Source organism: Agrobacterium sp. T29 (assembly GCF_006970545.1).
Taxonomy (GTDB): domain Bacteria; phylum Pseudomonadota; class Alphaproteobacteria; order Rhizobiales; family Rhizobiaceae; genus Agrobacterium; species Agrobacterium leguminum.
The window spans coordinates 409175-429128 of record NZ_CP040642.1 but is presented as its reverse complement, the minus strand read 5'-3'; the positions used below and the strand labels follow the sequence as shown (position 1 = coordinate 429128).

Here is a 19954-nt window from a genome sequence, read left to right as displayed (position 1 = left end):
CACCTACTTCGTCACAAGCTTCGAGTCCGGGGTAAAGTCGCCGAGAACGGCGCGGTCATAGACGCGGTTGCGTGGTTCGGTCACGCGCAGCCGGTAAACGCTGGAAAAATCGAGATCTCGCGCCACGAAGATCGAAACCAGGCCTCCCTGATGTTTCATCAGGGTCGGCGGAATATTGATCGATTGTTCAACGGCAATCGCCGCGGCCTGCTGACCGGCGCTGGTGGTGTTCTGTGCATCGACGTCGCTATCGCGCAACTGGCTGTTGGCATAAGATGTCACATCGCCAACGATCGACAGCAGGATGGCGCTACCGAACCGTTCCCACCAATGCGTGTCGACGTAACCGTCCATGCCAGCACGACCCAAAGCGTCTGTCGCCGGCGATGCGAGCGTAATGATCACGCCCTTTGGCGTTTTCGCCCGGTTCCAGAGGACAAACAGACGTTTTTGTCCACGGCGCAGGCCACCACGATATTCGCCAACGACCTGCGTGCCTTTCTCCATCAGCACGACTCGGCCGTTGTCCGACAGGACATCGCGGTTGATGACGCAGCTGGTGAATCCCGGCTGATCGGAAGAAAGCGCTGTCTCGAGTACGCAAGGGATGGAAGTTCCCATGGCGACGATGAAATCGCGGTTTCCGAGCGTGCCGGCGCGCGAGCCCTGCAATTGCGTCGGGGTCAGCATGCGATTGAAGCGCTGATCCTCGTTTTCCCCTTGCCCCGCAAAGCTGCCGGGCGTGTTTCCGAGCGGTAAATAGTTCGAGTTAGGGTCGGTGTTCGCGTCGTCCTGCTGCCGTCTGGCGGTCGGCGTTTTCTCGGCGCCATAGGCCATCACGGGCGCGCGCCGCGCGGCGTCGAGCAGCTTGTCGTCGTCGGTAGGCGCTTTCTCGGTGATCACGGGTGTCGGAAGCTGGACTTCAGCCGGCATCATCACCGACTGCACCGGTTCCTTGGCGGGTTCGAAATCCGATGTCTGGCGGATGACCACGCGCTCTGGCTGCGCGCCATCCGTTGTCTTGTTCTGCCCGCGCATCGACCAGAGGGCAAAGGCGACAAAGGCAACGATCGCCACGGCGACCGCGCCCCGCTTGAGGATCGGGTTGTTGTCGATCCGCCGGCCGGTCGATGTTTCAGCGCGTTCGCCGGGAATCTGGGTGGTTTCTTCGTCGGCCATGACACCTCCTATTGCGCCGTGCCGGGGGCGGCCTTGACGACGCGCTCGACCGACGGTGATGTCGTATTCGTCTCGGGATTGATGCCGACGCGATCGTAGGCCTCGTTGAAGATGCAAAGGACATCGCCGCCCCGCCGCAGGATGAACTTGCGGCTGATTGCGTGGACCAGCACCAGATTGCCATCGACGGATTTTGGAACCAGGCTTTCGCTGCCGTCCGAATTTTCCATATAGATCGCCGGCATTTCCTGATTACCGGTAAAGGCGAAGGTCGTGACCTTGCCGTTGTCGTAGACGGCCTGCGGTTCGAGCGCTTGCGAACCTTGAGCGGAATACCGCCAGTTGCGGGGTCCGTAGGCCTCGCGAAGGGATAGAACACGATCGGCCTCGCCGGCCTGCGCCGCCAGGGCGCGAGCGGTTGCGACCTCTCTCCGGCGCTCCGCTTCATCGGCCGGATAGCGGTATTTTACATAAAAATAGGTGTTCTGCCCGGCTTCGACACTGCCGTCCCTGACGGTCAGCTCCATCTGATAGCTGCGCGTCGAACCGTCCCGTCTGGTCGTCACGACGGAGATGTTGGTCACCGGCTGGTTTTCGCGCGGCTTGAGGAACAGGATATTGCCGGCTGGCGCCACTTCCCATGCGACGCTGTTGCCGAGCGCGACATGGGCGATCTCCTCGTCAGCCGCGAACTCGACCTGTACCGACGAACGGAGCGTGCCGACGACCCGCGTGATGTTGTAGGGCTGGTAGTCGATGAAACGGACGCGGCTGTCCTGCGACGCACCGCGCGGGATCTCCAGGGCCGACGCTGTCGAGGAAAAGCCGGCGATCAGGAAAAGAACGGGCAAAAATCTCTGTTTCAATTGATGGCCTCCGGATCGGCGCGATATTCGCTGACGACGAAGCCCAGGGGATTGACCAGCCGGTCGGTGGAAGACATCGGAGCGTTGACGTAGGAGAAGGTGAGCGTCGCCACCCAATGGGTGGTGCGCAAGTCATCGCCGCGCGTGACGGTGCGCATGTATCGGACCGATGCCACATTGGCGTTGATCAGCGAGATCGATACGATGTTGATGCGCGCGTTCGCGCTCCGGCCATAAGTGTTCTGCGGCGAGTCCGGATTGCTGCCGCGATAAGCCGCCGCAAAGCGGGATTGCTCGGGCTGGGTCGACAAAAGCGCTACCGTCCGAAAGTTCTCCTCCCCCTCGCTCCAGACATAGCCTTCGCGGGCGCGCACATATCTGGCCGCGAAATATTTCGTGACGGCTTCGTCATAGGTGCCGGCGGTGGAGGTCAGCGCCGACACCACGTCGACGATCCCCGTGGAATTGTCGACCCGCACGACGAACGGCTCCACCGTTTTCAAAGGCGTGAGGCCGGCGATCGCGAAGACGGAGACGACAGCAAGGACGCTGGCCGCGATGGCGACGAACCAGGCGATACGGGCAGAACGCTCGACCTGGATCAGCCGATCCTGATCGAAGCGGCGCGCCTTGTCGAAATAGCTCTTGAGGCTGTCGGTGTTCACCATCTCAGTTGCCCTCGCATGGCCGGTAGGAGTCTGCGACATCGAAATGTGCAAACGCTGCCGGCGTCACGGAAACCGGTTCTTCGGCGTAAGGCACCCCAAGGCTTACCGGGTTCTGAGCGTTTTCGCTGGCAGGCTTCTGCAGCTTTTCCTTGTCCTCCCACTGCCACATGGAGCGGTTCAGCGGACGTCTGGAATAGCCATCACATTTGGGCAGCGGGTAGGAAATCGAGGCGCAACCGGAAAGACTGGCGCTCAGCAAAAGCGGCAAGAGGATACGGATCATCTAAAAGTAACCTGTCCAATGTCCTTGATATCGAGGCGGTCATTCCGCCCGGTTAGGAGTGAGCCGGCGGCCAACGGCGCGTGTTCCGCGGCCAACCGCCCTGACCGAGTGCGAGGCGGCCCAGGCGAGCGTGCTTTCATGCGCGTCCCGCGCCGCGCCATAACCGTAGGTCAGCGATGCGCCGCCGGCGGCGAGCGCCGAGGCAATGCCGGGTAGTTGGTAGAAGACATAGAGAGCGGCGATGCAGATGGCGCAGAGCGCTATCGGCCGCATCAGGACGTCGCTATAGCCCTCGATTGCGGTAAAGGTCGTGTCGATGCAGGTGATCAACAGCGAGCCGATCGCCACGACCAGCACCTGCAGGATGACGAAGTTCGCGAGCTGACCAATCCAGGATTCGGTGAACCGGCGCGTCGACTGGAACATGGCGAGTGCGATGAAGATCGGACCAATCGCCAGAATGATGGCGAGCGCCAGACGGGCATAAAGCGATACGATATAGCCGATCGCCGCGACGAGGAAGCTCGCGCCGATCACCAGCATACCGCCAACGCCGGTTACGATGTCGACCGGCCAGGAGGCCCGGGACCATATTTCGTAGGCGCACTTCTGGCCCTTATCGAGCAGGCTGTCAAAGGTCGATGCGCTCGGCGCTGTCCCGGAATTCAACGCCTGCGAAATCTCCTTTGGCAGGGTATCGAAGAAGATGTTGGTGACGTAGGTCTGGTAATCGCTGGCGTTCCTTACCAGCATAACGATGATGGCGAGCTTCATCGCCCGGAAGGCGAATTCGAGGATCGGCTCCTGCACCGAGCCGCGGAGTACCAGATAACCGTAGAGCACGACATAGAGTGTCAGCGCCGCCGTCAGCGGGCCGGCAACCCAATTGGCGATGTTCGAGGTGCCGGTGGAAATGAAGTTTTCGAGCGGCGTCTTGAACTGACCGTCGACGAAACTGAACACCTCATACATGGCTCAGCCTCCGAGCGACTTGCGCATGCGTTCAAGGCGGAGCCTGCCATCGGCGGCTTCGGCATTGCGGCAATTGGGCGTATCGTGGAGTTCGCCCGGATTGTTGCGGCATTCACCGATGACTTTGGTCAGCAAGGCCTCGTCGGCGACAAGTTCATCGACCGTGTAGACCTTCTTATTCTCGGGGGAGCAGGCGGTCAGAAGAAGCAGCACCGCACCAGACACGAACCATCTCATTTGAGCGCCGCTCCCATGGTATCCATGCGCTGGCGCCAGTCTTCGGCCTTGCGCTGCTCATCGACCTGCACCTGCGCCTGCTGGAACATCTGCAGGCCCTGCATGCGAAGGACATCGGTTTGCAGGAAGGCGGTTTCAGCCTGCAGACGGGCCTGCAGATCGGCGATATCCTTGGCATCGGCAGCACTGGAAATCTTCTGACGAAGTTCATCGATGCCGTCGATGCGCTTGGTGGCGGCGTCATAGATCTGCTGGCCGAGACTTAATTGTCCGGCGTTCTTGTTCTGGACGCGTGAGAGTTCCTGCGCGTAAAAGTCGTTGGCATCGGTGCGGTAGGTGGAATTGCCTTCGAGGAATTTAGAAGCGGAGTCGCCGAACACGCCGCTGCCGGATCCCTTGAACAGGCTTTCGATGGCATTGAAGTTTTGCGGGAGCGCCTTGCGGATCGAGGAGTCGTTTAGCAGGCTGGCGACATCGGCCATGTTGGTGATTTTGTTCAGCGAGCCGTAGAGCTGCTGCGCCTGCTGTAGCTGCTGGTTCAGCGCATCAAGCTGGGACTTGAGCTGGGCGATGCTCTCGATCTGTTTGGCGATCGCCGCCTGGTCGGTAACGGGAATGCCCTGAGCATTCGCGAGACCGACCGACGCCAGCAGCGTGACGGTTGCCAGGAAGAGCCCTGTCCTGCCGTTACGGATCATGATGTCCTCCTTCTTTGCTGGAACACGGTCAACCAGTCCTGGTGTCCCTCTCCGAGTTCGGCGCGGATGGCGTCCGCCAGTTCCACATTCGCCGTACGGCCCGACAGGATCGCCAGCTCGTCGTCGAAACCGTTGAGGTTCAGCTCGGCAACCACACTGTTGTGGCCCTGCTTGACGATGAAGCGCCGGCTTTCGGGCGAGAGCTCGCGTGAGATCAATTCGAATTCGCGTTCGGTTAGCTTAAAGCCCTCGACATAGTCGGCGCGATCGCCGCGCGGGTTGGGCAGAAAAATCTGCGTCGGGCACTGTTCGATGATCGTATGGGCGATCGGTGATTTGATCGCGTCACGCGGGCTTTGAGTGGAAAACACCATCAGCCCGTTTTGCTTGCGAAAGGTTTTCAGCTTGTTCTGGGCAAGAGCGAGGAATTCTTCCTCCTCCAGCACGCGCCAAGACTCGTCGATGACGATGATGATCCGGCGGCCATCGATCAATTGCTCGACACGATAGAACAAATAGCCCATCAGCGGCGCGCGGATCTCCTCATTGTCGAGGAAGTCGGTCATGTCGTAGCCGATGAACCTGGCGCCGATCCCGATGTCGTCCAGATCGTTGTCGAAGACCCAGCCGAGCGGTCCTCCCTTCTCCCATCGCCGCAGCCGCGAGGCAATGCCTTCTGGATCGGTATTGTTGAGGAAGGTGCGCAGGGCGCCGATGGAGCGGCGTTCGACGGGAAGGTCCGCCAGACCGTCAACGGCTGAGGCGATATCGCGCAGCTCGCTGACATTCAGTTCCCGTGTCGCCGCTCCCGCCAGCTTGCCGATCCAGCGAGCGAGAAATATCCTGTTCTCTGGCGTCAGATCAAGCGCCTTCAGCGGCGCGCAGCCGGTCGGCACGCCGTTCCTGAGCGGCAGATAGGTGCCGCCGGCGGCGCGAACGAACAGGTCGGCGCCCCGGTCCTTGTCGAAGAAGACCATATGCGGATCATGCTTCTCGAGCTGTGAGAGCATAAAGTTGAGGAGCACCGTCTTGCCGGCACCCGATGGGCCGCAGACAAAGGTGTTGCCGAGATCGCTGTGATGGAAATTGAAATAAAACGGCGAACCGGAAGCGGTTTTCAACATGGCGACCGCCGGTCCCCATTCATTGCCGTCCTTCTGGCCGGTCGGGTAGGAATGATAGGGAGAAAGTGCCGCAAAATTGCGAGAGGTGATCGCACCCGAGCGCGCGCGATAGCGAAGATTACCCGGCAGTTGCGCCCACCATGCGGCCTCGAGCCCAAGATCCTCGCGGGCGACAACCGCGCCGCCACTGGTCAGATGCGCGCGTGCCTTCGCCATATGGTCTGTCAGTTCCTTGACGGTCGGTGCAAAGACCGCGAGGCCGAGGTGATGCTCGCCCATCACGAAGCGGTTGGATTCGAGATCGTCCATCGCCTCGTTGAGCTCCTCGATCTGCGAGGCGGCCTTGTCGGCGGCGCTGACCATCTGGTTTTGCTTGCGTCCCATGATCGTGCGGGCATCCGCCTTGGACGTGAAGGCGAAGGATTGCGTCAGGACGAGTTCGAACGGCGCGGTCAGGATACCGTCAAGCATGCCGCTGCGAGTGGTTGCCGGATAGTCCTTGAAGCCGAACATGCCGGCATAACGGGTTTCCGCCTCATGTCGAATTTCCACCGTCTCACGGCCGAAGATCACGCGATCCGAATAGATCGCCGATGAGATCAGCCCCTCCGTCAGGGGCAAAGGCTCACGGCGCCCACCGACAAGCTGGTGGAGAAACTCGCTCGGCTCCGAGAACAGTATCCCGTCGCGCTCATGGAGCGACAGGATACGGGGTGCGAAGCGCTTCAGCCCGGCGGTGACGTCGATCACCTTGTCCTGCAGGTGCTTGAGTGCCGCTTCGTCCAGCTCCATGCCGGATCGGCGTGCCTTGCGCAGGCGAGAGAGGAGATTGGCTGCCTTTTCGGCGGGATCGCGGCTCGGAGACCAGACAAGAGTGAGATAGAGATCGTTGCAGAAAAGGTCCTCACGCACCATCCGCTCGCGGTATCTGGCATTGAGACCATCGGAAAAACGATTGGCGAAGCGCCCGTCGGGATAGTCGTTGTCACGCCGGCGGATGACATGCGTCCAGAGCGCCAGCCGCTCGTCGGCGATATTGCGATAGAGGGTATTGAGGCCGCGATGCAGACCGTTGAGATCCAGAATATCGGCGGTCTCGAAGGAAACACCTTCGAGTACGAGCACGGTCATCAGCGCGCGGGACTCGAGCGCGATGGTGGTCTCGTCGACATGACGCACATAGGGGATGAAGGTCTCCGGCCCGAGTTCGCGGGACCGTAACGTCGCAAGACTAGGCAAGGCTAAAATCCCTTTCGTCGTAGCGGCGAACAAGCTTCAACGGTGAGAGTGTCGCGCCACCCCAATAGGCCGCGTTGCGGGAGCGGCCGCGGGTCTCGATCCAGGCAAGCAAGATACGGAACATGTTGTGGTCGTGCTTGACGAGCGCCCGAAACACGAGGTGGAAGATGATGCCGACAAGCGCATAGGCAATCGATCCCGCGGTGATATAGAGGATGGTGGTCAGCATGATGTTGATGCCCATCGCTTCCATGGTCACGCCGGCGATCATGGCCGGTCGAGTGCAGGCCAGGAACAGCGTGTCTTCCTCAAGGACGGGAGTGCTCGCCATTGATGATCAGCCGCCGACGATGGTGTTGACCAGTTCGGTGGCCCCGAAAATGCCGCCGATACCGATGATCCAAAAGCCGGCCTTTCTCAGATCCATGTAGCCGAACATCCAGGCAATGCAGATGATGATCACGGCAATGATCGCCAGCAGGCGGGCGATATTGCCGGTGAGCATGGTGACGATGTTCTGCAACACGGTTTCGATGCCGGCGGACTGGGCAAAGGCCGGTTCGACGAGGCAGGCGACAATAGCGATGGCCATGAGCATGGAGGCGGCAAGAGGACGAAGGCTGCTTCTGGAGATCATTCACTCTGCTCCGATCGTTTATTCTGGAAAACGAGAACTGAAGAGTGCCGTCTGGAACTGAACACGTCCCATGATGCGGTTTCTTCGGTTTGGGCGACTTGTTTGGGGACTGGCAGGGCCAATTGATCTTGAGCCTGTTCCTCCGGGGTATCCGCGCGATCAAGCGACCCGCCAATCGCGAGCGACGCGAGCTTCGGAGAAAGCCGTTTTGCCTCCTTCCGCACCTGCTCGTCATACCGGACCATTTCTCCGACCGAAGGGTCATCCCGCCCGTACCAGGACTGGAGCATCACCGTTTCGGCCCGGGCGGAATCAGCACCGAAACGCAAGGCGAGACGGTAATAGCCATCGAGAAGCGTGGCGGTCGCCTTGAGGTTCCGGCACGGATCAAAGGCGTCGGAAACGGAAAGGTTCAACTTCCGAAGCTCCTCGAAACCGATCCCGCCAAGCCCGATCTGGATATCCTGGTGGTCGGCGATCAGGGACGTCGCCAGCTCGATCGCCTCCGCTTTGCTTGCAGGCTGCGCGGGAAGCGGCATACCGCTATTGACGCGAATATTGAAGGGAAGGAACATGCTTTCCAGGCTAACGACTGCGGCCAGCGTTTCCACCTGGACCATTGGCGCGCAATTTTGCGCGATATCGACGAATGTGGCGCCCATGCTCAGTACCAGACGCGCTGCTTACCGACGCCATCGATGGTCACGTCGATATAGTGCGGCTGCGATCGCAGGTTGGGGCGCGTGATCGGATAACCCATGCACTGGAGCCGGCCGTCCTGGCGCTGCCATCGTGCCGACAGGACAGAGCCGGAATCGTCGCCTGAGTTGTCGCGACCGGAAGAGCAAAGCGAAGAGCTCACGCGCTGGAGCGTGGTCGAAACACAGGTCGCCTGTTGACCACGAGGTCCGTAACTGCCCGAAAGCCGATCACCTTCATTGCAATAATATGGCTCATAGCCGGGCTGGGAACTACGAAACCCGACGCCGCTGCAGGTCGGAAACGAATGCCCCTTGGCAAGGGCGCGCCAGAGTTTCTGGATCGGTGGCCGGCATTCCGCATACTGGGTTGGCCCGCCGGGATTGGAAAGGCACAGAATAACCTGACATCCCCAGTCATCGGCACGCGCATTGCTGTCGGAAATCAGATAGTATGGCAGCATCAAGGAAACAGACAGCAGGCTATTCAGCAGAAGGTTTTTCATGGACTTGCCCCTCCGAAACAACGACAGCGCGCTACGGCAACAATGTCCGACGAGGACGCAACGCAATTTTACTAACTTTTATAACACAGTTAAATAACATGACAAGGGCGCTCAAGACACAATTGCACAACCTTGCCTTCTCCGGGCTGATCCTCCACGAGATCCTCGATCATCCATTGGAAGACGAAACACCGCAGGCGCGGCTGAAAGAGATCGGCATGATGACGATCCTCTACACGATGAGCCAGGCCCATCAGAAGCTAACCCTTTCCAATATCGTTGAAATTACTGCGCTCACGCGGAGCGGCGCAAAGGAGACTGTCGATCTCCTCGTCAAGCGGGGCATGCTGAATGAAACCATGGGGACGAATTCGATGGGGCGGGGAACCGCGCGTCAGTTCGAGATATCCGAAGACCTCCTGAAAAAGCTGAGCACCTTCGAAAGCTGATTACGACTTCGCGGATAAACTAACTTTTTTGCGACACAATCCGATATTGACGCGAATCAAATCCCTCCGAAGTACCGGCACCCAGAGCAGCTATTCTCGGGGAAGAGGGACCTCTCGTACAAATCAGGCCTCGGCGAAGTCGATGACGAGCAAACTTCGCGATCTACGCTAAAGGATGATAGCGTTCTCTCAGAAGGAAATCGGTGAAAAAGCCTGAGTTTCCCTGCCGCGGTCACGACGCAATCGGTGGAAGGCTTTATCAAGAGGCGCAAGTACACGTTTTGTCTATCGCATAGCTGCAATGCACAATAAATGATTGCGCATTGCACACATAACAGGCATTTAGAACACAGTTGATACACTTGATGGCCTCTCCCAGTGCCATCGTATCAGCTGTTCCCCTCTGGAGGTTATTGACCTTCACATCTTACAGGGCCCTGGTTAACCAGTGGCCCTATTTTTTTGCTGTGGCGTTCTCCCCCCTGCCGACTCAAATGGGGTCGCACTTGAAAACAAGCCTTCGGTGATATAGGTTATAATACGACAAGTAACCGAAATATCCCGGAGCATCGAGATGGCTGCCACCAATGGTCTTCGCGTCTATGATGGCGCTGAATTCGCTCACGCGCTACAGGTCGAGATGGATTCTGCTTCCGACGGGAAAGCCTCGGACGCCGGTGGCCCCCTGCTGAAGCGTAAGCTGACAGGAAAACAGCGTGCGTCTTCCATCGGCGCGAAACTGCGCAAGGCGATGGCGAGTGCGATGCACTCGACGCCGGAAACAGATGTCGATGACATGATGGTCGTGCTGGTCGACACCCCAAACCAGGCGGTTCGGGAAACCATCCGTGATATCGTCGAGCATGTCCCGGCCATCGTCGAAGCCCGGCAAAGCAAGCTGACCGATGACGCGATCGACGCGCTGGTTTCGGTCTATATGCGCACGCCTCCCAATGCCGACGTCGAGAGGCTGCTGTATGACAGCAATGCGAAGGCGAGAGCGCGTTTTTTTGGGGAGTGGCCAAGCTTTACCAGCAAGGATCTGGCGGAAGTGGCCGGACATGGTTCCAAGAACAAGAGCATGACCGCCTCGCGATGGAAGATGAAGGGCAAGGTCTTCTCGATCAGGCATGGCGGCGTCGAGTATTTTCCGGCCTTCCAGTTCGAGGAAGGGCAGCCAATTGAAACCGTTGCCAGAGTGCTCGCCCTGCTTGGTGAGAAAAAGTCCGGCTGGCAATTGGCATTCTGGTTTACCTCCCCGAATGGATGGCTTGCCGGCAAGCGTCCGGTTGACGTCCTGAAAGACGGAGATGTGGTGGTGTCGGCGGCAGCCCGTGAGGCGGAAAATATCGCCGGATGATTTCCGCACCTCCCTCCCCCTTCCCCGCCTCGAACTCACACGAGATCAAGGCGGGGACGAGGTTTCACAGAGTCCATGATCAGCGTTTCGGAAGCTGCTCTTTCAATCCTGGAAAGGGTCGCCCCAGCCGCTTTGCGCCGCTATTCCTGGGCAGCGATCCTATCCCAACGCAATATCTCGCGACCGATTACGAATGCTCGGTTCACGAGACGATCTTTCATGATGTACCGATCGACGAACCGCACAAAACCGTTGGTGTCGACAATATCAAGCCGCTTGCCCATTCCGTCGTCGAGTTGAAGCGTGATCTTGCTCTGATACCCCTGTTCGCACCTGATCTCGCCAAATGGGGCATCCGCAGGGCAGACCTCATCGATACGACGGCCGCTGACTATCACATCACTGCTCAGTGGGCATTGGCTATTCATCAAAGCAGGCCGGACGCGCATGGCCTGATCTGGACGTCTAAACGGTGTGATCCACAGCAAGCAGTGCTCCTGTTCGGAGATCGAGTCGCAGAGACCGAGATGCTCGAGATCAGCAATGTCCCGATCTATTCGGATGTTGGAGAAATGCGGCAGGTCGCCGCGTTTGCCACCCGCGTTGATATTACCCTCGTGCTATAATTTCCTTGTCCGCCGGCACCCGGAAAAATGTCGTTTCACTCGTTCGACAATAGTTCTTGTCCCTTGCCGTCGCGTTGTTGCGAATTGAAATGGGTTTTCGCCGTGCGAAATCCATCGTCGCTGACCTTTCCCACACAAGCTGGCCGTCTTTTTACCGAAGTTGGGGTCGGAACAAGATTTGCAAACCAACCGGCGTAGAGGCCCCGAGTATGAGCCCTCTTCTTTTATCCCCGGCTACTCAGCATGCGCCGGTTTCTAGGTGATGAACTACCGGACGATGGGTTCACCATGATACCGCCGCTTTGACGGTTTCGAAACGCCGAAGCCCACCTCCATCATCAGGCGCGGGGTTGTCTTTGCCGGAGTTCCCATATGAAATCCGAACGGATCTTCAACGAAGCCGGTCCCGGCTTTACCTGTCAACTCGACAACATTTTCCGAGCCGTAATACTCCAGCACTTCCTCTGCAGGATGCCCCACAAGAAGCGTGAGTTGATGCTTCAAACGGCGACGATTATGGCTACCGCGAACATAGACGTGAGGGCCGCTGTCCTTATTCACGTCCGACAGATAAAAAAAGAACTTCAGCATACGCCAGTCATCAAGATCGAAATGATACTTGAAGGACGCACGGCTCAGATCCGCTTCTGACGCTGCTTTCGTTGGAAAGCTCCACCACGTCCGCGTCGTGATCAGTTTGGCTTCCCCACCGAGATAGTGTCTGGCTATCGCGATGAGCAACGGGTCCTGCTGGACAGCCAATGCGGCACTGCAACCCATCACTCTTTCGAAATGATGCCCGCTCAGGATCGTACGTCCGAAATGCCGTTCAGCCTCAGGGTGTTCTGCGGGAAAAAATTCAAGTTTCCGTTCAAAATTTCCGAAGCAAGGCGTTTCACGACCAAAACTGGACAGCTCTCGTTGGACATCGGGTGGCAGGGACAAGCCGTTAAAAATTCCCGTTCGACGCAATTCGTCGGCGATGATTTCCGGTCTCAGGTTCCCGAACATCGAGGAAGTCGTTTCCGTGGAACCACGTACAGCACGGGCTGTGAGCCAGTGGACCTTGCGAAACGGCATCGTCCGGGCCAGCATGAACATGGGTAACCAGGCCGGGTTCTCCCGGAAATCCGTTAGATAGGTCGGTATGCGCGCTGCCATACGCTGAAATTTGCCGCCACGGCGGGCAACGGCTTCCAGATCGGGAGAGGTCGGCATCGAAAATCCTCGTAATTATTGATGCAATTACCCCCCAAGCGACATCAAATTAGTCACACATATGTAATGCTGCAAAGCAGCAGAAATAACGGATGACAACAGATATGCGCGTCTGCCAGTGCCAAACTGAGCGTGATCCGCAGATAATCCGTTTCGAGACGGCCATCGGTGTTTTTAGCAAAATCGCCTCTGTCGTCTTCAGACGAGAAACTGCGGCTCTTGAGCGGAATCGAACCAGCGACCCACAAATCCACGTCCGTAACATGTTGAACTCGCGACGCTGTACGTAGCTCATATTATTTCCTCCGATACCATTAATCGGACCAGACTTCTTTGCAACTTCCGTGAGAGCTGCCGAGGTAGCCGCCCGCATGTTGGCCCCGTACATCCTTAACCCGCACCTCTGGCCCCCTGCCCTATATAGCAGAGCGCCCTGGGGTCGAATTATCAGCTGAACTTCAGGGATTTTGCACAGAGTGAGCTAAGCTAGAAATCGTTCTTAGGTTTCAAATCAACCTTATCCAGCATCTGGCTCTGAATTGTTTGTGGCGAAAACAAAGACATAGTTAGGTATCGACTGCCTCTAGTACAACGGACTTCCACTGAGACTGTTTCCGGAGATTGTCCTGTTGAGATTCCTTTTTTCTTAATAGGCCTATCAATCCACGCGCCGGAATATTCTATGCCCTGCTTATATTTCTCTTTGGCAGAGGTAACAAACTGTGGGCAGTCTTCGTAGGTCATGTTCGGGTGATAAAATACACTGCTGACTTTTTCTCCGTCAGGCCACGCCGTGAAATATAGCGTGACCTTGTCTGCATTGCGAGACAACTGCAATTCCTTGATTGCACCTCTGGCCTCGAACTCATTTATTTCTTTGCGTCTTACCCCTAATCTTTCCTCGAAGCTCGGTCCGCGTAGCTCACTCTTTGGCTCAAAACCTTTCGTAGCCAATGTCTTTGAGGCCATGGCGGGGGTGTCCCCAATGCGGACGTCGAAGAGGTCAAAATCGACATTTTGTGCCTGCGCCGAACCTGCAAGGCAAATTCCCATCAGAGTGACAGACATAATTTTCAACGTAAGTTCCTCTTGTTTAAAAAGTCTGCCCGAGCTGAATCAGCTTGGGTCCTCACTGCCAGCAACCGATCGTGCGATAGTGGCGACGCCTACCACCATCTCGGGTTACGTTATTAGTCTTCTCCGTTACGGCTCCTTAACAACGCATCGATTGTTCGTTTAGCCCAGATCCCCTCGTCCCCTCGGTCACCTAGTAGGTCACGCGCCACTTGAATGAACAGGTCACTGTCCGCGAAATCGGACATATTGCTCATAAGTGAATAAAATTGGCCGCGGTCCGATGAATTACCTTCATTTAGAAGCGTCTGAGCTATCGCAGGGAAGTAGCGGTTTAGCCGGAGTGCTCTGTTCAAGTGCTCTCGGATAATATGTGGACCAAGAATCTCTGATGCCAAGAACACTACATGGGCTGGATACGCCGAAGATAGAACTCGGTCTTTGGCTATAGCAACCTCAAGCTTATTCACGAGTTCTTCGCGAACGCTTTCCAAGCCCATATACTCCCCGTCTTGGTTGCCCTCGCGGGTCGATCCTATTCGCCTCAGTACCGATGCGACCAGAGAAAGATCCTCGGATCGCGCTAGCATGAACTTCATCAGGTTGACCTTGTCTTCGATGTTAAGCTGGCTGAGCCCCGATACTATGGCACCAGTCAATCGTCGCAGATTATCCGGCGCGAAGATATCACCGGTATCACGGTCTCTGAAAACGATAAGTTCTGGGCCAAGGTCGGTCAGCGCCCCGACCCACGCTCGTGTAATCGGATTACGTGAAAAATGCTCCCAGATCGTATCGAGTAGCTCCGCTCGTATCGAGCTGCCATAATCACTGACTTTGGAACGTTCCAAGATCGGTGTCATTACGATCTTGGGATCTTCGCCTGCAAACAAACGATTGAGTTCCGCTTTCCCACTACCTGTCGCAGGTTCGGAAAGCTCAAAGTATGTCTCCGCATACTCCCGGACGCGAAGGCGCTTGCTCAGCCGATCATTCGAAGAGTTATTGCCGGGCCGATGAAACTCCTGCGACGCCGCAGGAAAAAGCTGCGAGAGGGCATACTTTCGTTCCTCGGTTACTTCGATACCGTCAGCCTCAAGAGCTTGCTCGAGCGAGTTCCTGTTCGGCATCTCTCCACTACAGAGTTCGCTGAGATGGTGCCGGATCCACTGATAAAGGACGGTATCCTTCGCATTGAGGACTTCCAGTATCAGAAGATCCACGGGATCCGTCTGATCTTTCAGTATTCGATGTGCCCGCACTGCCCAATCGCCGCATCGGACAGCATCTCTTGGGGTCCGGATAAATTGCCGAAGAACGTAAAAGTTCGCGTCGCGAGCGCGATCCAGTAGCTCCGGCGATGCGCTGTCAAAAAGCTCAGTTCGACAATCATCAAGTAGCGTAAGGAGCCGATCAGCAGGCAGCAGTGGCAGATTTCTTCGGTACTGTACGATTTTTTCCAAATACTCTTCGGCATTAAGTCGCAAGACTCCGCGCAGATGCCTACACAGTACCTTTGGATCATAGCTCATCAGATAAACGATGTTCGGCAAATTGCCGAGGCTTTTCACCAGCCCAACCATCTCCGTGGCTTCCTTCGGGCTTAAACGGTCCAAGTCGTCGATAACCACGATTATTTTCTGGCCTCGCAGTTTTCTGAGCGAGGCCTCCAGCTTCAGTTTTCGTGACTCCAAAGTTGCCTCAGCGGTGTTTCCGAGGGAGGCGACGAAGTCCCGTATGGCGTTGCCGCTTCCAGGAACTACTGCGTGAGCCGCAACCCCGGCGACGGGAGCCAAGCGTTTGACGACGGCAGTGTAGTTCTTCATCGCATCTTCGATATCAGATCCTAGTAGCGGACCAATGGATTTCGTGAGTTCATCAAGAAAAACGGATGACAGGGCAGCGGTGTCCGGTACGAGCCAAGGACGGAAATGGACGACTAGATTACGCGGCCTGAAGTGCGCGTTCATACGCAGCCTGAAATACCGATAAATCCGCTTTCGCATAACCTCGTCATTTTCAGCCCTAGTCACTATTGCTCGATGATAGTGATCAGGATGCAAGTAAGGTACATCGGCAAATTGCTCGTGAAGTTCTCGGATAGCGTCATAATGCACAGCTAAGTCATCAAGGTCTGCGGCAATTTCTTTCCCACCTTTGTCGCCGTTAAAGGCAGGATCTCTAGACGAATGACTGAGATCCAAATGGAGAAGATGATGTAGCGTCATATTGACGACACTGCTCTTCCCCGCACCCCACTCTGCTTCAAGGCCGACGACGTATCCTTCGCTTAAATTTGCCATCGCCCAAATTTGTTGAGCCAGTGACTCGGCGAACGCTCGACGCCCAAGGCGATCGGATGCCCAATTACGAATTGCGATGTCCAAAAATCACCCTCCGTGAATTCCGAGTATAGCCCGGCGACCAGCCTATGCCCGTTACCTGTGCTTCATTTCAGTGGGCTCGATTTAATTCCGTAATTACGGCAGCTTGTCCTGAATGGGAAGATATGTATCTACAGGATGAAAACGGTAGATATCCTTACTCGCTAATAATCGCATTGACGTCCGGATGACGCTTTGACGGTTACCGAAATGCCGATCAAATAGGGAGGGTCAAGTGCTCGATTTGAATTCGCTGACAGATCTCGAGAGCTTCTTTGCGGACAATCCTGCCGAGAGTGTCGGACTCGAATACAAAAGCTCAAAAATCCTAGCAAAAGGGGAAATCGGCCCGATTTGCAAAGGGGTGAGCGCCTTCGCCAATTCAGCAGGTGGGACCTTTGTTATAGGGATTGATGCGAAGGACGGTCAGACTACACTCGACGACGGCTGGCAGGGACAATCCAAATTGGACTGGATTTATCGCGCCATCAACAGCGGCACGTTCCCGGCGGTTGAGACCGTTATTGTAAAAGAGATACAGGGCGGTAGCGGGAAATATTACGTAATTTCCGTTGATGTCAGTAAGGACGCACCGCATCAAGGGCAAGATAATCGCTACTACAAACGCCGAGGCTCTCACAGTGACCCGATGGAGCACTACGAAATTGAGGACGTCCGAAATCGCCCTAAAGGTAGGGGATCACCCCTAGAGATTAGCCTCTTTCCAGAAGGACTGCTTGCCTCCTTCAAGGTGCGAAATATTTCCGAATCCGATATTATTGACCACCTGAAGATATCGATCGAGAGCAACTTCGCATTGAATCCCCATTGGATAGAGGAGCTTTCGGCGAGAGGCCTTCGTCAACTTCGCCCATCGGTGGAACACGTATTTATTCTCGACTCGTTTTACTCAATGTCAAAGGAGACGAATGAGCCTGAGATAAAGATCACCGCTACTTTTGAAGTGGCTGGTCGGCATAGTCGACTAGTCTCTATGTTTTATCTTGCCGACTATATGGGTGCTTCGGTGGTCCGTTCGCCTGTTGTACGGGCCATAGATGATGTCGGTGAAAAGGTCGAGCGGGTAGCAAAATCGTTTGAGCAGTTCGGCCGAGACAGCAAAGCCTTTGTGAATGCCGCAGTGGACGGCAGTGGCCTCCGGCTTTCACAACGCACGATTAAAGGGCTTCTACGCAACAATCAGCTCTTTGATCCTATTGAATTCGACTGGGACGGATATCGAATTTTGCTCGATATCTCAATCGATGAGGCCTTCAAGTTGCATCATGTGTTCGGCGTCATGATGGGCAGCGCCCAGCGCGAGCATGAATACAGGGCGCTTCCGGAACCTCTTCGGACGAAATTCGAGACTCTGTTCAAAGTTGATTTCTCCGATAGTGATTGATGTTTCGACTTGTGAACGGAAAGGTCTTGAAAGGACTCGAACCGTCGCCTCGTTAGTTCTTTCAGATAAATGATTTTTTTCAGATGCTTAGTCACCGTGCGTGATTTGGTAATCCGCGCTTCAATAGAAGTGCGGGGACCGCAACCGGATGCGACTGATGACCTTTCCATTATTCCACAGGGTGGACGTTCGATCGTCACAAGATGGACGTTAGCCAAAATCTCAAGAACGGCGCCAGTGAACGCCAGCATCGAAAGGGACATCTTGCGGCGTTACCAATGAAAGGTGCCCAAGTGGCAAGGGGCCCGGTCGCTTCTTATGATAATGGGTAGTCTCGTCAATTGCCCATGCCTCATCGATAGACGCTTCGGGAGAAAAGTAGTGGCAGAACACGTAGTCTAGTGGCTTTCCTCGGGTATCGAAGGCCGACACACTCGCCTTGATTTTCTCGAAGCGACGCTGCTCAACAGCATCACCGCCGAGAGCTTCGAACCCGATATGAACGATACCGGAGACACCTTCAGGGAGCTGATCATTCGCTTCAACTAGTTTGCCGATGACGTCACGCGCCCTCTTATCGATTGCCGCTTCCGAAGCACAGGCCCACCTCAGTGCGACCGCCTGATCAATCGCATCGATAAAATGGGGGTTCGGGCTAAATCTCACTTTGTGAGCTAGAAGCAGGCTTTCATATCGGCGATAGGAGCCGAGAAGAAGATTGTTGTATTTCGGCCCAGGGTGCATCCACGAAGAGTCCGCGAGCGCCGACTGAAGGGGACCAAGGTCCAATTTTCTCAAGGTTCCGTAAGAGACGTCGTCGTAAATTATCTCATTGTCGGCATCACGTTCGATGAACCTAAGCGCAACTCGCCGTAGGTAGTCGATGGGAATAGTTTCGACTTCTGTTCTGAATGTTAGGTCAAAGCAATAGGAGCCACCCGTACGAACAAGAGCTTGAGACGCTGGCTTCCAAAGGCCCCGCATCGCAGCTCGTTCTTTCTCATGGTATTGACCTGACTCCATTCGCTTGCATTCGATGGCGAAACAATCCCCGCCGCGCTTAACGTCGAGATCGTGCGTGCGCCCACGTCCTGGCTTTTCGGGGTGAAAAGCAACCTCGTATCCTTCGCTGACATACTTTGCTGCCACCAAGAACTCGAACAGGCCGCCGTTGGGCTGAGATCGCTCTTTAAATATTAGTCGATGGAGCCGATCGCTATATCCAGTCACGCGTTCCAAGTTGTCCAGATTTCGTCCTAAAGCTGACAGAACCGGAATTACTCTGCACCCGTAGACCACTTCGTAGTTTTGAGGATGATCGTTGAACGCTTCACCAAGAAAAAGATACCAGGCAAACAAATCCCTATTGTCGAAATATCTCCCCATACCCGCAGGCTCCGGGTTCTCGCCGACAAGCGATTGGTAAAACCGCTTTGCAGTGGCGTCTCTCCGTACACGCCATTCCGCTTGACCCATGGCTGATTTTAAGTGCTCGACATAGCGCTTTAAGTCCTTGTTGTGACCAAAGAGCCGCGGCTCGTCTTCGTGGAGCTCATACATGTCAGGTGGAAATTCAAGAAGACGGCTCAAGCAAGCCCCCATAGCCTCGCGGCAAGCGGAATAAAGTTTCGAACGCAAATCGCTGATGACCGTGAGGCGCGGCCGGACGTTAGTTGCTTCATCCGAGAAACGAGGCGATGGCCTCTCTAAGGCAAGCGACGAATGTGTCCTCGCGCTCGGGGCTTCTTCGGAATTCCTCGCGGAGTGACAACGGGATCTCTAGCTGAACCCCAGCCTTTGTAGTCCCCCGGTTGCAAATGTTGTTGGGATGTATGCCCTTGAAGTTTGGGCGGGCGAATAGAACAGGAAATCCCCATTTTTGGAGCATGTCACCGATGTGTTTGGATAGGTCCCGGTCTAACCCACCCATCCATGTCCTTTTGGTGTCATCACCGTCTCGTCGGCCGTGCAGCGCGATCACAAGATCAGCTGTCTTCACCGCATTTAAGGCCTCCGGTACGTCATAGACCTCGGACGCAATATGCATTTCTACTCGATTGTTTGCGGGGAGCTTTGCCTGGAACAGATAACACGAGTATTCATGCGCTGCCGTTGCGGACGCGATCTCGGCAGTGCGGATCTCGATTTTACCCCCATGCGGCGCCATGACCAGCACGGACGGTTTGGTAGCGCCAGTTTTGACTGACACGTCGAAGTGCTTACCTGGCATATATACCGCTTCAAGCTCGCGGTAAGAAGCAAATCGATCATCGCTCATTGATAGTCCGTATGACCCCCTGTTGCCGCAGCCCGACCTTCTAACAAAGGGTC

General features: G+C 56.0%; 21 protein-coding genes. 4 read left to right on the top strand and 17 right to left on the bottom strand.

The genetic code is table 11. The annotated features are described in order from the left end of the window. Positions 1–3: 3 nt before the first annotated feature. The 12 genes from virB10 to FGF54_RS26970 are packed head-to-tail and all read right to left on the bottom strand — an operon-like array spanning position 4 to position 9107. Positions 4–1179 carry a type IV secretion system protein VirB10 gene (gene virB10 / locus FGF54_RS27025; protein ID WP_142781956.1) on the bottom strand — a complete coding sequence of 392 codons (1176 nt, stop codon included), beginning with the start codon at positions 1177–1179 and terminating at the stop codon, positions 4–6. A gap of 8 nt (positions 1180–1187) precedes the next feature. Further along, the gene (gene virB9 / locus FGF54_RS27020) at positions 1188–2045 is read right to left on the bottom strand and encodes a P-type conjugative transfer protein VirB9 (protein ID WP_142781955.1); all 858 of its coding nucleotides are present in this window, start codon (positions 2043–2045) and stop codon (positions 1188–1190) included. Then, on the bottom strand, positions 2042–2713 hold the full coding sequence (locus FGF54_RS27015) for a virB8 family protein (protein ID WP_142781954.1): 672 nt from the start codon (positions 2711–2713) through the stop codon (positions 2042–2044). Before FGF54_RS27015 ends, virB9 begins: the two co-directional genes overlap by 4 nt. 1 nt (position 2714) lies before the next feature. Further along, positions 2715–2996: a hypothetical protein gene (locus tag FGF54_RS27010; RefSeq protein ID WP_142781953.1), complete on the bottom strand. Its 282-nt coding sequence runs from the start codon at positions 2994–2996 to the stop codon at positions 2715–2717. Between the two features lie 39 nt (positions 2997–3035). Next, a complete protein-coding gene (locus FGF54_RS27005) occupies positions 3036–3968 on the bottom strand; it encodes a type IV secretion system protein (protein WP_142781952.1) in 933 nt (310 codons plus the stop codon). 3 nt (positions 3969–3971) lie between these two features. Further along, on the bottom strand, positions 3972–4205 hold the full coding sequence (locus tag FGF54_RS27000) for an EexN family lipoprotein (RefSeq protein ID WP_142781951.1): 234 nt from the start codon (positions 4203–4205) through the stop codon (positions 3972–3974). After that, positions 4202–4903 carry a P-type DNA transfer protein VirB5 gene (gene virB5 / locus FGF54_RS26995; protein ID WP_142781950.1) on the bottom strand — a complete coding sequence of 234 codons (702 nt, stop codon included), beginning with the start codon at positions 4901–4903 and terminating at the stop codon, positions 4202–4204. Before virB5 ends, FGF54_RS27000 begins: the two co-directional genes overlap by 4 nt. Next, positions 4900–7266, bottom strand: coding sequence for a VirB4 family type IV secretion/conjugal transfer ATPase (locus FGF54_RS26990; RefSeq protein WP_142781949.1), 2367 nt, complete (start codon positions 7264–7266; stop codon positions 4900–4902). The genes virB5 and FGF54_RS26990 overlap by 4 nt, the downstream gene beginning before the upstream one ends. Next, entirely contained in the window at positions 7259–7597 is a 339-nt protein-coding gene (locus FGF54_RS26985; RefSeq protein ID WP_142781948.1) for a type IV secretion system protein VirB3, read from the bottom strand. The genes FGF54_RS26990 and FGF54_RS26985 overlap by 8 nt, the downstream gene beginning before the upstream one ends. Before the next feature lie 6 nt (positions 7598–7603). After that, a complete protein-coding gene (locus tag FGF54_RS26980) occupies positions 7604–7903 on the bottom strand; it encodes a TrbC/VirB2 family protein (protein ID WP_142781947.1) in 300 nt (99 codons plus the stop codon). Further along, positions 7900–8565 carry a lytic transglycosylase domain-containing protein gene (locus tag FGF54_RS26975; protein ID WP_142781946.1) on the bottom strand — a complete coding sequence of 222 codons (666 nt, stop codon included), beginning with the start codon at positions 8563–8565 and terminating at the stop codon, positions 7900–7902. Before FGF54_RS26975 ends, FGF54_RS26980 begins: the two co-directional genes overlap by 4 nt. Before the next feature lie 2 nt (positions 8566–8567). Next, the gene (locus FGF54_RS26970; RefSeq protein WP_142781945.1) at positions 8568–9107 is read right to left on the bottom strand and encodes a hypothetical protein; all 540 of its coding nucleotides are present in this window, start codon (positions 9105–9107) and stop codon (positions 8568–8570) included. A 98-nt stretch (positions 9108–9205) separates the two neighbouring features. Between FGF54_RS26970 and FGF54_RS26965 the strand changes: the two genes are divergently transcribed. The 3 genes from FGF54_RS26965 (at position 9206) to FGF54_RS26955 (ending at position 11542) form a co-directional block, all read left to right on the top strand. Beyond that, entirely contained in the window at positions 9206–9556 is a 351-nt protein-coding gene (locus FGF54_RS26965) for a MarR family transcriptional regulator (protein WP_080855390.1), read from the top strand. Positions 9557–10130: 574 nt separating this feature from the next. Further along, on the top strand, positions 10131–10916 hold the full coding sequence (locus FGF54_RS26960) for a hypothetical protein (protein ID WP_142781944.1): 786 nt from the start codon (positions 10131–10133) through the stop codon (positions 10914–10916). After that, positions 10913–11542 carry an RES family NAD+ phosphorylase gene (locus tag FGF54_RS26955; RefSeq protein ID WP_142781943.1) on the top strand — a complete coding sequence of 210 codons (630 nt, stop codon included), beginning with the start codon at positions 10913–10915 and terminating at the stop codon, positions 11540–11542. Before FGF54_RS26960 ends, FGF54_RS26955 begins: the two co-directional genes overlap by 4 nt. A 267-nt stretch (positions 11543–11809) precedes the next feature. On the opposite strand, the gene FGF54_RS26950 is transcribed toward FGF54_RS26955, so the two are convergent. From FGF54_RS26950 to FGF54_RS26940, 3 genes are all read right to left on the bottom strand, one after another. Beyond that, on the bottom strand, positions 11810–12760 hold the full coding sequence (locus tag FGF54_RS26950) for a phytanoyl-CoA dioxygenase family protein (RefSeq protein WP_246667058.1): 951 nt from the start codon (positions 12758–12760) through the stop codon (positions 11810–11812). Between the two features lie 486 nt (positions 12761–13246). Then, positions 13247–13837, bottom strand: coding sequence for a hypothetical protein (locus tag FGF54_RS26945; RefSeq protein ID WP_142781942.1), 591 nt, complete (start codon positions 13835–13837; stop codon positions 13247–13249). Between the two features lie 113 nt (positions 13838–13950). After that, entirely contained in the window at positions 13951–16221 is a 2271-nt protein-coding gene (locus FGF54_RS26940; protein WP_142781941.1) for a P-loop NTPase fold protein, read from the bottom strand. A gap of 232 nt (positions 16222–16453) precedes the next feature. Between FGF54_RS26940 and FGF54_RS26935 the strand changes: the two genes are divergently transcribed. Beyond that, positions 16454–17623, top strand: a complete 1170-nt coding sequence (locus FGF54_RS26935) for an ATP-binding protein (protein ID WP_142781940.1) — start codon at positions 16454–16456, stop codon at positions 17621–17623. Positions 17624–17845: 222 nt separating this feature from the next. Here the strand turns inward: FGF54_RS26935 and FGF54_RS26930 are convergent, their stop codons facing one another. Together FGF54_RS26930 and FGF54_RS26925 are read right to left on the bottom strand one after the other, a co-directional pair. Further along, on the bottom strand, positions 17846–19213 hold the full coding sequence (locus tag FGF54_RS26930; RefSeq protein WP_246667057.1) for a transposase: 1368 nt from the start codon (positions 19211–19213) through the stop codon (positions 17846–17848). 88 nt (positions 19214–19301) lie between these two features. Beyond that, a complete protein-coding gene (locus tag FGF54_RS26925) occupies positions 19302–19901 on the bottom strand; it encodes a poly-gamma-glutamate hydrolase family protein (RefSeq protein ID WP_142781939.1) in 600 nt (199 codons plus the stop codon). Positions 19902–19954 lie beyond the last annotated feature (53 nt).